Annotated in this window: 14 protein-coding genes and 1 pseudogene; 11 read left to right on the top strand and 4 right to left on the bottom strand. The window is 66.6% G+C overall.

Annotated elements, in window-relative coordinates:
• The first annotated feature begins 17 nt into the window (after window positions 1-17).
• The 4 genes from DI041_RS11285 (at window position 18) to DI041_RS11270 (ending at window position 4,473) form a co-directional block, all read left to right on the top strand.
• Window positions 18-443, top strand: a complete 426-nt coding sequence (locus DI041_RS11285; RefSeq protein WP_005415211.1) for a DNA polymerase III subunit chi — start codon at window positions 18-20, stop codon at window positions 441-443.
• 19 nt (window positions 444-462) lie between these two features.
• Window positions 463-654, top strand: a complete 192-nt coding sequence (locus DI041_RS11280; RefSeq protein ID WP_012510005.1) for a YqaE/Pmp3 family membrane protein — start codon at window positions 463-465, stop codon at window positions 652-654.
• A gap of 33 nt (window positions 655-687) precedes the next feature.
• Window positions 688-3,516, top strand: coding sequence for a valine--tRNA ligase (locus DI041_RS11275; RefSeq protein ID WP_136638612.1), 2,829 nt, complete (start codon window positions 688-690; stop codon window positions 3,514-3,516).
• 135 nt (window positions 3,517-3,651) lie between these two features.
• Window positions 3,652-4,473, top strand: coding sequence for an EamA family transporter (locus tag DI041_RS11270; protein ID WP_136638613.1), 822 nt, complete (start codon window positions 3,652-3,654; stop codon window positions 4,471-4,473).
• A 142-nt stretch (window positions 4,474-4,615) separates the two neighbouring features.
• Here the strand turns inward: DI041_RS11270 and rimI are convergent, their stop codons facing one another.
• From rimI to pssA, 3 genes are read right to left on the bottom strand one after another with little or no spacing between them, the layout of a single operon-like run.
• A complete protein-coding gene (rimI, locus tag DI041_RS11265; protein WP_046983852.1) occupies window positions 4,616-5,113 on the bottom strand; it encodes a ribosomal protein S18-alanine N-acetyltransferase in 498 nt (165 codons plus the stop codon).
• Window positions 5,110-5,622, bottom strand: a complete 513-nt coding sequence (locus tag DI041_RS11260) for a hypothetical protein (RefSeq protein ID WP_136638614.1) — start codon at window positions 5,620-5,622, stop codon at window positions 5,110-5,112. Before DI041_RS11260 ends, rimI begins: the two co-directional genes overlap by 4 nt.
• Window positions 5,619-6,395, bottom strand: coding sequence for a CDP-diacylglycerol--serine O-phosphatidyltransferase (gene pssA, locus DI041_RS11255; protein WP_106551140.1), 777 nt, complete (start codon window positions 6,393-6,395; stop codon window positions 5,619-5,621). Before pssA ends, DI041_RS11260 begins: the two co-directional genes overlap by 4 nt.
• A gap of 80 nt (window positions 6,396-6,475) precedes the next feature.
• Between pssA and DI041_RS11250 the strand changes: the two genes are divergently transcribed.
• From DI041_RS11250 to DI041_RS11240, 3 genes and pseudogenes are all read left to right on the top strand, one after another.
• Window positions 6,476-6,859 (top strand): DUF4124 domain-containing protein, encoded by a 384-nt coding sequence (locus tag DI041_RS11250; protein ID WP_046983861.1) that lies wholly within the window; start codon window positions 6,476-6,478, stop codon window positions 6,857-6,859.
• A 565-nt stretch (window positions 6,860-7,424) separates the two neighbouring features.
• Entirely contained in the window at window positions 7,425-9,128 is a 1,704-nt protein-coding gene (locus DI041_RS11245) for a proline--tRNA ligase (RefSeq protein ID WP_136638615.1), read from the top strand.
• A 222-nt stretch (window positions 9,129-9,350) separates the two neighbouring features.
• A pseudogene (locus DI041_RS11240) lies at window positions 9,351-9,728 on the top strand (H-NS histone family protein); the annotation flags it as partial.
• Window positions 9,729-9,814: 86 nt separating this feature from the next.
• Here the strand turns inward: DI041_RS11240 and DI041_RS11235 are convergent.
• A complete protein-coding gene (locus tag DI041_RS11235; RefSeq protein ID WP_004142069.1) occupies window positions 9,815-11,074 on the bottom strand; it encodes a threonine/serine exporter family protein in 1,260 nt (419 codons plus the stop codon).
• Between the two features lie 92 nt (window positions 11,075-11,166).
• Here DI041_RS11235 and DI041_RS11230 point away from each other — a divergent pair, with 92 nt between their 5' ends.
• Genes DI041_RS11230 through DI041_RS11215 form a run of 4 tightly spaced genes read left to right on the top strand, consistent with a single transcriptional unit; the run spans window position 11,167 to window position 14,685 of the window.
• Window positions 11,167-12,288: an ABC transporter permease gene (locus DI041_RS11230; protein WP_046983180.1), complete on the top strand. Its 1,122-nt coding sequence runs from the start codon at window positions 11,167-11,169 to the stop codon at window positions 12,286-12,288.
• Between the two features lies 1 nt (window position 12,289).
• On the top strand, window positions 12,290-13,117 hold the full coding sequence (locus DI041_RS11225) for an ABC transporter ATP-binding protein (RefSeq protein ID WP_046983181.1): 828 nt from the start codon (window positions 12,290-12,292) through the stop codon (window positions 13,115-13,117).
• A 3-nt stretch (window positions 13,118-13,120) separates the two neighbouring features.
• Window positions 13,121-14,047, top strand: coding sequence for an MlaD family protein (locus DI041_RS11220; RefSeq protein ID WP_046983182.1), 927 nt, complete (start codon window positions 13,121-13,123; stop codon window positions 14,045-14,047).
• The gene (locus DI041_RS11215) at window positions 14,044-14,685 is read left to right on the top strand and encodes an ABC-type transport auxiliary lipoprotein family protein (protein WP_046983183.1); all 642 of its coding nucleotides are present in this window, start codon (window positions 14,044-14,046) and stop codon (window positions 14,683-14,685) included. Before DI041_RS11220 ends, DI041_RS11215 begins: the two co-directional genes overlap by 4 nt.
• Window positions 14,686-14,695 lie beyond the last annotated feature (10 nt).

The raw sequence follows: 14,695 nt of genomic DNA, 5'->3' as shown, positions 1-14,695 counted from the left end.
CTGACCCGGATCCTGCCATGCCCCGCGCCGACTTCTACCTGATCGCCAAGCCCCGCTTCCTGACCGAGCCGCTGCGCCTGGTCTGCGAGCTGGCGCGCAAGGCCAACGACGCTGGGCTGTTCACCCTGGTGCTGGCCCGCGACCAGGCCCAGGCCGAGGAGCTGGACGAACTGCTGTGGGCGTTCGACAACGATGCCTACATCCCGCACCAGATCGCCGGCGAAGACATGGACGAGGAAGAAGCCCTGGTGCTGATCGCCGTGCCCGGCACCGAAGCGCCGGCCCGCCCGCTGGTGATCAACCTGCGCGACGAACCCTGGCTGGGCCAGTGCGAGCGCGTGCTGGAAGTGGTCCCGGCCGACCCGGAAGCGCGCGAACCGCTGCGCGAGCGCTGGCGCCAGTACAAGGCCGCCGGTTACGACCTGAACAAGCACGACATGTAAGTCCAGCGAGGACCCCTTGATGCGCCTGCTGATCGCCCTGATTCTTCCCTGGCTGTCCTTTTTCACCATCGGCCGGCCGTTTGCCGGCATCGTCTGCCTGATCCTGCAGATCACCCTGATCGGCTGGCTGCCCGCCGCCATCTGGGCCGCCTACGCGGTCAGCCAGTACCACACCGACCAGAAGATCCGGCGCGCCCTCGGGCCGCGCTGATCTCCCTTCCGCCTTGATTACCGGTTGCCCCGCATGACCCAACTCGCCTCCAGCTACGACCCGAAGTCCTTCGAGACCGACCTCTACGAGGCCTGGGAGAAGGCCGGCCACTTCAAGCCGTCCGGCACGGGCGAGCCGTACACCATCCTGTTGCCGCCGCCGAACGTGACCGGCACCCTGCACATGGGCCATGCCTTCCAGCAGACCCTGATGGATGCGCTGGTGCGCTACCACCGCATGCGCGGCTACGACACGCTGTGGCAGGTGGGTACCGACCACGCCGGCATCGCCACCGAAATGGTGGTCAGCCGCAACCTGGCGCTGGAAGGCAAGGGCGAGACCCGCGATTCGCTGGGCCGCGAGGGCTTCATCGGCAAGGTCTGGGAGTGGAAGCAGCAGTCCGGTGACATCATCGAACGCCAGATGCGCCGCCTCGGTACCTCGGCCGACTGGTCGCGCAGCACCTTCACCATGGATCCGCAGCCCTCGGCGGCGGTGAACGAAGCCTTCGTGCGCTGGTACGAACAGGGCCTGATCTACCGCGGCCAGCGCCTGGTCAACTGGGATCCGGTGCTGAAGACCGCCATCTCCGACCTGGAAGTGGAGAGCGCCGAGGAAGACGGCTTCCTGTGGTCGATCGCCTACACGCTGGATGACGGCCTGAGCTACGAGCACGTCGAGCGCGATGCCGACGGCGTGGAAACCCTGCGCGAAACCCGAGACTACCTGGTCGTCGCCACTACCCGTCCGGAAACCCTGCTGGGCGATACCGCGGTGATGGTGCACCCGGAAGACGCGCGCTACGCGCACCTGATCGGCAAGAGCGTGGTGCTGCCGCTGACCGGCCGCCGCGTGCCGGTGATCGCCGACGACTACGTCGACCGTGCCTTCGGCACTGGCGTGGTCAAGGTCACCCCGGCGCATGACTTCAACGACTACGAAGTGGGCGTGCGCCACAGCCTGCCGATGATCAACCTGTTCACCCCGGTGGCGGCGCTGAATGAAAATGCGCCGGAACGCTTCCAGGGCCTGGACCGCTACGAAGCCCGCAAGGCCGTGCTGGCCGAGCTGGAAGACCTGGGCATCCTGGTCGAGACCAAGGCGCACAAGCTGCAGGTGCCGCGCGGTGACCGTACCGGCCAGGTGATCGAGCCGTACCTGACCGACCAGTGGTTCGTGAAGATGGACGACCTGGCCAAGCGTGGTCTGGAGCTGGTCGAAGACGGCAGTATTTCCTTCGTGCCGCCGAACTGGATCAACACCTACCGCCACTGGATGAACAACATCCAGGACTGGTGCATCAGCCGCCAGCTGTGGTGGGGCCACCGCATTCCGGCGTGGTTCGACGAAGCCACCGGCAGCTGCTACGTCGGTCGCAGCGAAGAGGAAGTGCGGGCGAAGCACAACCTGGGCAGCGACGTGGTGCTGAACCAGGAAAGCGACGTGCTGGAGACCTGGTTCTCCTCGCAGCTGTGGCCGTTCTCCACCCTTGGCTGGCCGAACGAGCAGGCCATGGCCGAGCGTGGCTTCGACCGTTACCTGCCGTCGTCGGTGCTGATCACCGGTTTCGACATCATCTTCTTCTGGGTGGCGCGCATGATCATGGCCACCGACAACCTGGTCGGGAAGATCCCGTTCAAGGACGTCTACTTCACCGGCCTGATCCGCGACGGCCAGGGCCAGAAGATGTCCAAGAGCAAGGGCAACGTGCTCGACCCGCTGGACATCATCGACGGCATCAGCATCGACGACCTGGTCGCCAAGCGCACCGGCGGCCTGATGCAGCCGAAGATGGTGGAGAAGATCGAGAAGGCCACCCGCAGGGAATTCCCGGACGGCATCGCCGCCCACGGTGCCGATGCGCTGCGCTTCACCATCGCCGCGCTGGCTACCCACGGCCGCGACATCAAGTTCGACATGAACCGCGCCGAGGGCTACAAGAACTTCTGCAACAAGCTGTGGAACGCCAGCCGCTTCACCCTGATGAACACCGAGGGTGCAGCGTTCACCGGCGTGCCGACCCCGCGGACCGATGCGGAGCGCTGGATCCTTTCGCGCCTTGCGGCCGTGTCCAGCGAGGCCCAGGGCCACTACGCCAACTACCGCTTCGACCTGCTGGCGCAGTGCCTGTACGAGTTTGCCTGGAACGAGTTCTGCGACTGGTTCCTGGAACTGAGCAAGCCGGCGCTGAACGGTGCCGATGCCGCCGACGCCGAAAGCACCCGTCACACCCTGCTGTACGTGCTGGAAGCGCTGCTGCGCCTGCTGCACCCGCTGACCCCGTTCATCACCGAACAGCTGTGGCAGCAGCTGGCGCCGCGCCTGGGCTTGGCCGAAACCACGCTGTCGCTGCGCCCGTACCCGACCGCCGCTGAGTTCGAAGGCGATTTCGCCCAGGCCGAGGCCGACGTCGAATGGCTGAAGGCCGTGATCAGTGCAGTGCGCCGTGTGCGCAGTGAACTGAACGTCGCGCCCTCCAAGCTGGTGCCGCTACGCCTGCAGGCCGGGCTGGAGCAGGATCGCGTGCGCATCGAACGTTTCAGCGCGTCGCTGTCGTTCCTGCTCAAGCTGGACAGCATCCAGTGGCTGGCTGAAGGCGAAAGTGCGCCGCCAGCTGCCGCCGCGATCGTCGGTGAGCTGAAGCTGCTGGTGCCGCTGGAAGGCCTGGTTGATCTCGACGCCGAGCGTGCGCGCCTGGACAAGGAGATCAAGCGCGTGGAAGGCGAGCAGGAGAAGAGCGAGACCAAGCTGGCCAAGTTCACCGACAAGGTGCCACCGGCGGTGGTCGAGCAGGAGCGCGTGCGTCTGGTCGACTGGAACACCCAGCTGGCCGGCCTGCGCGAGCAGCGCGCGAAGCTGTAAGCGCCGGGCTGGTGGGTGCGGACCTCGGTCCGCACCAATGCAATGTGCCAACCAGGGTTGGCACCCACCGAAGCAGAATCGGAAACGCTGGGCGATGCCCGGCGTTTTCATTTCCCCGCATGGCATCATCGCTGGATGCCTCTTTCCATCTTCCTGCTGGTCCTCGCGGCTGCGGCCCTGCATGCCAGCTGGAATGCGATCGTCAAGCGCGGACCAGACAAGTTCCTCGGCACGGTGCTGGTCACCGGCAGTGCCGCGCTGCTGTCGGCCACTGCCCTGCCCTTCCTGCCATTTCCCGCAGCACACAGTTGGCCGTGGCTGGGCGCGTCGGTGCTGCTGCAAGTGACCTACTACGGCCTGGTCGCACGTTGTTACCAGCAGGTCGACATGAGCCTGGCCTATCCGCTGATGCGTGGCAGCGCACCGATTCTGGTTGCCCTGGCGGGCACGCTGCTGGGCGAGCGGCTGCCACCGGCGGCGTGGCTGGGCGTTGTGCTGGTCAGCACCGGCATCCTCTGCATGGCACTGGGTGCGCGTGGCGGCCAGCTGCGCCTGCCGCTGCTGACCGCGGCGATGATCGCCACCTACACCCTGGTCGATGCGCAGGGCGCGCGCCAGTCCGGCAGCGCGCTCAGTTACACGCTGTGGCTGTTCCTGCTGTCAGGCATTCCACTGCCACTGTGGGCGTTGTACACCCGCGGCGGCTCGGTGCTGGACTATGCGCGGCAGCATTGGCCGCTGGGGCTGGCCGGCGGCGCTGGCACCACCGCCTCTTACGCGATGGCGCTGTGGGCAATGACCCAGGCACCGGTGGCGATGGTTTCAGCGCTGCGCGAATCGTCGATCCTGTTCGCGCTGCTGATCTCGGTATTCCTGTTGCGCGAGCGCGTTCCGCGTGCGCGATGGCTCGCGGCGGCGCTGATCGTGGGCGGCGTGTTGGCGTTGCGGTTGACGTGAGCAGGGCGTGCCAACCAAGGTTGGCCGCTACCGGAGATGCCATTGCACGCCTTGGTAGTGGCCGACCTTGGTCGGCGCATTCCTGCCAACCAAGGTTGGCAGCTACCGGTAGTGCCGGCCGCTGGCCGGCAACCCTTCTTCGTTACAGCGGCGGCATCACCTGCAGGTCACCGTGGACCAGTTCGATCGCCATCACCACCGCGTCCTCGCGGCCCTGTGCCGCCGGGTAGTAGCGCGGGCGACGGCCGATCTCATTGAAGCCCTCGCTGTGGTACAGCGCCAGTGCCGGTGTATTCGAAGGCCGCACTTCCAGGAACACGCGCTGCGCGCCACGATCGCCGGCCAGTTGCACCAGCGCGCGCAGCAACTGGCGACCCAGGCCACGCGACTGCGTCAACGGATCGATGCAGATGTTGAGGACATGTGCCTCGTCGGCGGCGATGCTGAGCATGCCGTAGCCGATCAGCTCGCCGTCGCGCTCCATGACCAGGCCGGGGTAACCGGCACGCAGGCAATCCACGAAGATGCCGCGGGTCCAAGGAAACGGATAACCGCGCACCTCGATCGCCATCACCACCGTGAGGTCGCTCTCGCGCAGCGCGCGCAGGCTGACCGGACCGGGCTGCCGGACCGCACTCACGGCGTACCCCGCTTGCGCAGGGCGCGCAGCTGCGGCCACAGCGCGCGTTTGGCGGCCGGATCGTGACGCAGCTGGTCCAGCGGCCACCCCTCCATCAGTGTCTGTGTGGCCGGATCGTTGGGATTGCAGCCGGAGGCGCGCAACAAGGCGATCTGCAGACGATCCGGCAGGCGCACGACCGGCTGCCGCGCATTGCCGCTGGGCAGCGGCCGGGCCGGCGCAGGCGCCGTATCCGGTGCGCTGACCGGCGTCTCGCGGCGCGGCGGTGGCGGGCGTTCCTGGCGGGATGCCGGAGCGGATTCGGCGCGGGGTTCCCGCGATGGAGGTGCAACGCCTGCCCGCGTCGGTTCCGCTGGCGGCGCGGCAGCCGCCTCGGCTTCGGCCACGCTCAGCTGCAGTGCGGCATCCAGCTCGGCGGCCAGCTGGCCGTCGTGATAGACGGTGTAGCCCATGGCCTGCAGCCAGGCCTGCTGGGCCGGAGACCACAGCACGGGCAGGTCCTGGCTCACGCGGCCTCGGGCTTCTTGCGCAGGCGCTGCACGGCCCACATCACCGGGCCGGACAAGGCGTACAGGATGCCCACCGCGAACAGCACGCGCGGCAGGTCGATGACCGCGATGGCGATCGCCACCGGCACCAGTGCCAGCACCAGGAACGGCACGCGGTCGGAACGGGAACCCTTGGCGGCACCGCCCTTGAAGCTCCAGAAGCGGATGCGGCTGACCATCAGCAGCGCCGCAACGATCGTCACCGCCAGCGCCACATAGCGCAGCTGGTTGCCGTCCCAGCCCAGGTTGCCATCGGCAAACGCCCAGACGAAGGACATCATCAAGCCGGCTGCAGCCGGGCTGGCCAGGCCGACGAACCAGCGTTTGTCGACCACCGCCACCTGGGTGTTGAAGCGGGCCAGGCGCAGCGCGGCACACGCGGCATACAGGAAAGCGACGGCCCAGCCGACACGGCCGAGCAGCGGGTCATCGAACTTCAGCCACGACAGCGACCAGTGGTACATCACCAGCGCCGGGGCCATGCCGAAGCTGACCAGGTCGGCCAGCGAGTCGTACTGCACGCCGAATTCGCTGCTGGTACCGGTCAGGCGCGCCACGCGCCCGTCCAGGCCATCCATCACCGCCGCCACGAACACGGCGATGCTGGCGTTGACGAAATCCCCGTTGGCTGCGGCGATGATCGCATAGAAGCCAGCAAACAGGCCGGCGGTAGTGAACAGGTTGGGCAGCAGATAAATCGTGCGCGAACGCGGCGGCGGTGTGATCGGGTCCATGGAATCCAGTTTAATCGACTTGCCAGTGCTCGGCGCCAATGCTGCAATCGGCGTTCTACGCCCATTCCGTGGAGTTTGCCATGCGTGCCCTGTCCTGCCTTGGATGCCTGCTGCTGTTGGCCAGTGCCAACGCCGTGGCTGGCCCGGTCTATAAGTGGAAGGACGCCAATGGCGTGACCCAGTACTCGGAGACCCCGCCGGCGGGCAAGACGTTCGAGACCCGCGAGCAGGCCCGCAGCCCGCAGGCGACGGCAGCAGACGCGCCCGCCGCTCCCGCAGCCACCCCGGTTCCCGAGCAGTGCAGCACCGCCCGCGCCAACCTGGCCCTGCTGGAAGGCTCCGGCACCGTCATGCAGGACACCAACGGCGACGGCAAGGCCGATACCGCGTTGACCCAGGACCAGCGCAGCGCGCAGAAGGGATTGGCTGAAGCCGCCATCAAGGCCTACTGCCCGGCGGAGTGAGGGTATCGGCAGGGCTTGCAGCCCTGCACCTGCTTCAAGCCACATCAACGTCAAATGCCAAAGCGGCTTCCTGAGGGATGGCGGGGCACTGTGGGTTTGCGGGGACGCCGTAAACCCGTCCGTGGGGGCTTGGTCGCCGCATCCATGCGGCTCACACCCCGCAAACCCACAGTACCCCGCCTTCGACAGTTGGCCGGCGGTCAGTAGGTCCACGTCATGCGTGGATCAATCTCCATGGAAATCGAATATTTCGAGAATTGATCGAACAACAGCCGAGCATGGCTCGGCTCTACAAAAGGGCGACAGATCGCGGAAAACTGTCAGAGGCGGGGTGGGTCCGGTTGCGGGGGTGTCAGCCGCATGGATGCGGCTGCCAAGCCCCCAAGGACGGGTTCACGGCGTCCCCCGCAACCGGACCCACCCCGCCCTACCACGGGAAACCCGTTGTTGCTGTTGCTGTTGCTGTTGACGTTGCTTGAGGCGGGTGCAGGGCGCAGCCCGGCCGATACCCCTCCTCCGGCCGGGCTGGCAGAATAGGTATCTCTGCCGTAATCCGAAGCCGACGATGCGCCTCTCCCAGTTCCACCTGCACACCACCAAGGAAACCCCCAGCGACGCCGAGCTGACCAGCCACCGGCTGATGCTGCGCGCGGGCATGATCCGCAAGCTCGCATCCGGCCTGTACACCTGGTCGCCGCTGGGCCTGCGCGTGCTGCGCAAGGTCGAACGCATCGTCCGCGAGGAAATGGACCGCGCCGGTGCCGTGGAATTCCAGATCCCGACCATCCAGCCGAAGGAACTGTGGGAGCAGACCGGCCGCTGGCAGAAATTCGGCCCGCAGCTGCTGAAGATCAAGGACCGCAAGGAACAGACCTTCTGCTACAGCCCCACCGCCGAGGAAGCGGCCTGCGATTTCGCGCGCAGCGAACTGTCCAGCTACAAGCAGCTGCCGGTGAACTTCTACCAGATCCAGACCAAGTTCCGCGACGAGATCCGTCCGCGCTTCGGTGTCATGCGTGCGCGCGAGTTCCTGATGAAGGACGCCTACTCGTTCCACCTGCACGACGAAGACCTCGTGCGTGAGTACGAAAACATGAAGGTGGCCTACAGCCGCATCTTCACCCGCCTGGGCCTGGACTTCCGCATGGTGCAGGCCGATTCCGGCGCGATCGGCGGTGACGCCTCGCAGGAATTCCACGTGATCGCCGACTCCGGTGAGGACGCGCTGGTGTTCTCCACCGGTTCGGACTACGCGGCCAACATGGAAGCGGCCATCGCCGCCGATCCGGCCGCGCGTGCTGCGGCCAGCGAAGCGCTGCGCAAGGTCGAGACCCCGACCCAGAAGACCTGCGAAGACGTCGCCGCGCTGCTGGGCATCGATCTGCAGCGTACGGTGAAGTCGGTGGCGCTGATCGCCGGCGAAGGCGAGGCACAGCAGTTCGTGCTGGCGCTGGTGCGTGGCGACCACGAGGTCAACGAAATCAAGCTGGGCAAGGTTGCTGGCCTGGACGAGCAGCGTTTTGCCAGCGAAGCAGAGATCACCGAATACCTCGGCAGCGTGCCGGGCTTCCTTGGTCCGGTCGCCCCGGCCAAGGCCATCCGCGTGGTGGCTGATCGCGAAGTGGCGGCGATGTCCGACTTCGTCGTCGGCGCCAACGAAGCCGGTTTCCACCTGGCCGGCGTCAACTGGGGCCGCGACCTGCCGGAACCGGAAGTGGCCGACATCCGCAACGTGCGTGCCGGTGACCGCGCGCTGGACGGTGGCGAACTGAAGATCGCCCGTGGCATCGAAGTCGGCCACGTGTTCCAGCTGGGCCGCAAGTACGCCGAAGCGCTGGATGCCACCGTGCTGGACGAGAACGGCAAGGCGGCGGTGATGGCGATGGGCTGCTATGGCATCGGCATCTCGCGCGTGGTGGCTGCCGCGATTGAACAGAACCATGACGATGCCGGCATCATCTGGCCGGACGCGATGGCGCCGTGGCAGGTGGTGGTGTGCGTGATCAACCCGAAGGGTGATGCCGCTGTGGCCGATGCAGCCGCCAACCTGCTGCAGGAGCTGCGCGATGCCGGCCTGGACGCGGCGCTCGACGACCGCGGCCTGCGCCCGGGCGCGATGTTCGCCGACATGGAACTGATCGGCATCCCGCACCGCGTGGTGGTCAGCGAACGTGGCCTGGCCGCCGGGACCTACGAGTACCGCTCGCGCCGCGCCAGCGAAGCGGAAAGCCTGGACAAGGCCACCCTGCTGCAGCGCCTGCAGGGTTGATCAGGAAAAGACCGGGGCATGCCCCGGTCTTTTTTTACCTGACGCCCATTTGAGCAATATTGCAGCGGACATAATCCGGTCAAAATCGACGCAATGCAGCCGGGATGCTGCCAAGCCATGACCCGTCTGCATTTGTGCTGGGATTAATTCATCTTTATTCTGTCCCGCGACGCCATGGACTGGCTCGTCCCGTCCACACATTAGTTTCCGGAGTAACCGTAAATGAGCATTGACCTGACCGGCCTGTCGGCACGCGAGCTGGGCGCCCTGATCCGCACCGCCAAGAAGCAGCAGACCATCGTCGCCAAGCGCCGGCCGATCACCAAGGTCCGGGCCCAGCTGATCAAGCTGGCCAAGACCGAGGGTTACACCATCGAGGAACTGTTCGGCGATGCCCCGGCCCCGCGCGCGCGCAAAGTGGCCAAGGTCGCCAAGGCCCCCTCGAAGACCGCTGGCCGCAAGCTGGGCAAGGTTGCGCCGAAGTACCGCAACCCGGCCAACCCGAAGGAAACCTGGACCGGCCGTGGCAAGCAGCCGCGCTGGATGGCCGAACTGACCTCCAAGGGCAACAAGAAGCCGGAAGATTTCCTGATCAAGAAGGCCTGAGGCCGGATTGGAATGCAATGAAAAACGCCGGCGAAAGCCGGCGTTTTTCATTCTTCGGTGTGTAGACCAACGGTCCACACCTACAGGGTTTTGCGGGCCGGCATCAGCAGGTTGCCGAACAGCAGGCCGGCGACCAGCGCCATCACCACGTTCAGTACGGTCAGGAACACGCTTTGGCCGGCGCCTACGTCCTGCTGCTGGACCAGGGTCAGCACGCCACGCAGGCTGGTGCTGCCGGGCACCATCATGATGATGCCGGGCAGGCGGATGATCGCGCCCGGGCGCCCGACCAGGCGGCCGAACAGGTTGCCACCGGCGGTCAGCAGCATCGCCGACAGGAAGATGCCTGCCGGCGCTCCCCAGGCATGGCCGCCGAACTTTGAGATCGCATAGCCGGCCACCGAGGCGGCGATCACCCACGGATAGTCGCGGCGGTTGGCCTTGAACAGCATCGCGAAAGCGAAGGCCGCGGTAAGCAGCGAACCCCACTCGACCCACGGCCCCTGCGGACGCGTCGCACGGATCACCGGATCCAGGCCGAGCACGTCGGCCAGGGTCACCGCGATCATCGCGCCGACGCTGAGCTTCATGATGGTGGTCAACGCACCGGCGAAGCGCGCGGTACCCGACACCCAGTGCTGGCTGGCCAGCTCGTTGACCGCATTGGTCAGGGACATGCCCGGCAGCAGCACCACCAGCGAGGCGATGATCACCGTGTTGAGGTTGAGCGCGCCAACGAAGGAGGCCACCAGCGTGGCCACGAGGCCGGCCAGCAGCGCAGCCAGTGCCTCGGCTGCCTCGCGGGTGGCCGGGCGGCGATCGGTGACCATGCCGAGCAGGCCGATCATCAAGCCGATGACACCGGCGGTGGCGATGTCCAGCCACGGCAGCTTCCACATGCCGGCCACGCCGGCCGCACCGAGAGTAAACGAAAGGATGGTGCGCAGCTTGCCGCGCCGGCCCGGATCCTTGTCCAGCTGGCGCAGCGCGGTGTGGCCCTGGGCGATGCTCATCCGCCCATTGGCCACTTCCTCGGCGATATGGTCGGCGACGCTGAGCTTGTGCAGATCGTTTTCACCGGGCGCCAGGCGGATCACGCGGGTGATGTCACTGGAGCCGATCGCCTGCGCCGGGTCGCTGAAGCTGAGAATGATACCGGTGGGATTCGACCACGGTTCACAATCCAGATCGAGCTGGCGTGCCAGTGCCACCACTGCCGTTTCCAGGCGCTGGGCCGTTGTGCCGTAGCTGTGCAGGCGTCCGGCGATCTCGGAAACAAAGGCCACGCGCTGTGCGTAGGTGGCCTGGGGCGTGGGGATCGTGTGAGCGTCTGCGGACATGCGCCGTAGTATTACCTAGGCTGGGGCTTACCGGAGAAATTCATCCGAGTTCGACGCGAAGCCCGATTCAGAACGGTTATGCTGCGACCCGAATGGCCCAAGTGACCCCGAACCACGCCCCCCAGCTCGAACAGGATGCCCATGACCCGGGCCTGATCCGCCTGTCCGGTACCTGGACCCTGAAGACCGCGCTGGCCGCGGCCGAAGTCCTGCGCGACGTTCCCGACACGTTGACCGGTATCGATGCCACCGGCATCGAGAAGATGGATTCGGCGGGCGTGCTGCAGGTGCTGCGCGTGGCCCATCGCGCCGACCTCGGCGAGGACGCGCTGCAGTTCCGTCCGGACCATCAGGCGCTGGTGTGCACCATCGAGGAAGTGGCCGACGACCGGCCCAAGCCCAAGCGCGATTTCGGCGTGCTGGCCGCGCTGGAGCGGCTGGGTGTCAGCGTCCACACCACCGGCCACAACATCAAGGCGCTGTGCAGTTTCCTTGGCGAGAACCTGGTCAAGGCCGCCCGCTTGGTCAAGGAGCCGCGCCGTTTCCGCATGACCGCGACCGTGCACCAGATGGAGCAGGTCGGGCTGGACGCGGTACCGCTGGTGGCGCTGCTGTCCTATCTGGTCGGCGCGGTGATCGCCTTCCTCGGCTCGACCATCCTGCGCGATTTCGGCGCCGAGATTTACGTGGTCGAACTGGTCAACATCGCCTTCCTGCGCGAGTTCGCCGTGCTGCTGACCGCAATCGTGCTGGCCGGCCGCACCGCCAGCGCGTTCACCGCGCAGATCGGTGCGATGAAGGCGCGCGAGGAAATCGATGCGATGCGCACGCTGGGCCTGGACCCGATCGACCTGCTGGTACTGCCACGGCTGCTGGCGCTGCTGGTCACCCTGCCGCTACTGACCTTCATCGCGATGGTTGCCGGCCTGGCCGGCGGCATCACCGTCGGCGCGTTCGACCTGGATATCCCGCCACAGATGTATATCGCCCGCATGCACGACACGATGGAAGTGCGGCACATGCTGGTCGGCCTGTCCAAGGCGCCGGTGTTCGCGCTGGTGATCGGCCTGATCGGCTGCCTGGAAGGCCTGAAGGTCGAAGGCACGGCGCAGTCGGTCGGCGAACGCACCACCTCCAGCGTGGTGCAGACGATTTCGCTGGTGATCATCATCGATGCCTTCGCGGCGTTGTGGTTCATGCACATGGACTGGTGACATGAGCACGCATCCGACGCCCGAAGAAATTCCCATGCAGGACGACGACGGCCACGAGCTGGCCATCCGCGTGCGCGGACTGGTCAACCGTTTCGGCAGCCAGACTGTGCACGAGGACCTGGACCTGGACGTGCGCCGAGGCGAAATCCTCGGCGTGGTGGGCGGTTCGGGTACCGGCAAATCGGTGCTGATGCGCTCGATCCTCGGCCTGCGCGTGCCTGATGCCGGGCAGATCGAAGTGCTCGGCCGCGATGCGCGCGCCGACGACGCCGAGAGCCGCCTGCACATCGAACGCAACACCGGCGTGCTGTTCCAGGACGGTGCGTTGTTCTCCTCGCTGACCGTGGGCGAGAACGTGCAGGTACCGCTGAAGGAGCATCACCGCGAACTGCCCGAGCGCTGGCACTACGAACTGGCGCTGCTGAAGGTGAAGCTGGCCGGCCTGCCCGCCGACGCGATCAACAAGCTGCCCTCGCAGCTGTCGGGCGGCATGCGCAAGCGTGCCGGCCTGGCCCGTGCATTGGCCCTGGACCCGCCGCTGCTGTTCCTGGATGAACCCACTGCTGGACTGGACCCGATCGGCGCGGCGGCGTTCGACCGCCTGATCAAGACCCTGCAGGAAGCACTGGGCCTGACCGTGTTCCTGATCACCCACGACCTGGACACGCTGTACGCGATCTGCGACCGGGTAGCGGTGATCGCCGACCGCAAGGTGGTGGCCAATGCGCCGCTGCCTGACATCGAGAAACTGGATCATCCGTGGATCCAGGAATACTTCCACGGACCCCGCGCGCGTGCCGCGCGTGGCGAACAGATCGAGAGTGCCTGAGCCATGGAAACCAAAGCCAACTACGTGCTGATCGGCGCGTTCACCCTGATCACCGGCCTGGCCCTGCTGGCCTTCGGCCTGTGGGCCGCCAAGTACTCCTCCGACCGCACCTGGCAGGAATACCGCGTGGTGTTCCGCGAGGCGGTCACCGGCCTGTCGGTGGGCAGCCCGGTGCAGTACAACGGCATCGCGGTGGGCTCGATCACCGAACTGAACCTGGTACCGGACGACCCGCGCCAGGTGGTGGCACGCATACGCCTGAACTCCAACACGCCGGTGAAGACCGATACCCGTGCCAAGCTGGCGATCACCAGCCTGACCGGCCCGTCGATCATCCAGCTCAGCGGTGGTACGCCGCAGTCGCCGGCACTGACCACGGTCAACAAGGACCCGGCGCCGATCATTCCGACCACGCCGTCGGCCCTGCAGAACATCACCGACGTCGCCAACCGCATTGTCGAGCGCATGGACCAGATCCTCAGCGACCGCAACGTTGCGTCGATCAACGCAACGTTGGCCAACCTGGAAACCATCAGCGGCGGCCTGGCCGACCGCGACCAGGGCACCCAGGCACTGCTGCTCAGCGCGCGTGACGCCGCACGCAGCCTCGACACCACGCTGAAGACCACCAACGGCACCATCGAGCGGCTGGACAAGAACCTGGTGCAGCAGCTGCCGGGCATCATCGACAAGCTCGACGGCACCCTGGTCAAGCTCGACTCGGCCGCCGGCAACGCCGATTCGATCCTTGGCGAGAACCGTGCCGCGATCAACAGCTTTGCCAACGACGGCCTCGGCCAGCTGGGCCCGACGCTGACCGAACTGCGCGGGCTGATCCGCGACCTGCGCCGGGTCAGCGACCGCCTCGAGAACAACCCCGCGCGCTACCTGCTTGGCCGCGACGCCCCGAAGGAGTTCGAACCCCAATGAGCCCGACCACCCTTCCGCGCCTGCTGCTGGCCGCTTCGATGGTCGCCCTGCTGGGCGGCTGCTCCATCCTCGGCAGCAGCGAAAAGACCGCGGTGACGCTGTATTCGCCGTCCGTGCAGGTGAAGCCGGATCCGGCGTGGCCGCAGGCCAGCTGGCAGCTGGTGCTGGCCAAACCCAGCGCCGCACGCATGGTCGACAGCCCGCGCATCAACGTGCGGCCGACGCCATCGCAGCTGGAGATCTACAAGGGGGCCAGCTGGGCGCAGCCGGCCACCGACATGATCGAGGACACCCTGCTGCGCGGCTTCGAGGATTCCGGCCGGATCCGTGGCGTGGCCCGCAGCACCGCCGGCATCCGCGCCGACTACAAGCTGTCCACCGACGTGCGCCGTTTCGAATCGGACTACCAGGGCCAGGCGACGCCGACGGTGGTGATCGAGGTCAACGCCAAGCTGATCCACGTCGCCGACCAGCGCGTGGTCGCTGACCGTACCTTCCGCCAGTCGCAGCCGGTCGGCAGCACCGACGTGCCGGCGGTGACCGCCGCCTTCGAACGTGGCCTGCAGCAGCTGGCGCAGGATGTGGTCGGTTGGACGCTGCAGAGCGGGCAGGCCGACCAGCCGACCATCGCGCGCTGATCGCCGCATT

This window comes from Stenotrophomonas maltophilia (assembly GCF_004920835.1).
In the GTDB taxonomy this organism is placed as follows: Bacteria; Pseudomonadota; Gammaproteobacteria; order Xanthomonadales; family Xanthomonadaceae; genus Stenotrophomonas; species Stenotrophomonas maltophilia_AQ.
Note: the sequence above shows the minus strand (reverse complement) of the source record. Positions and strands in the feature narration are given on the sequence as shown.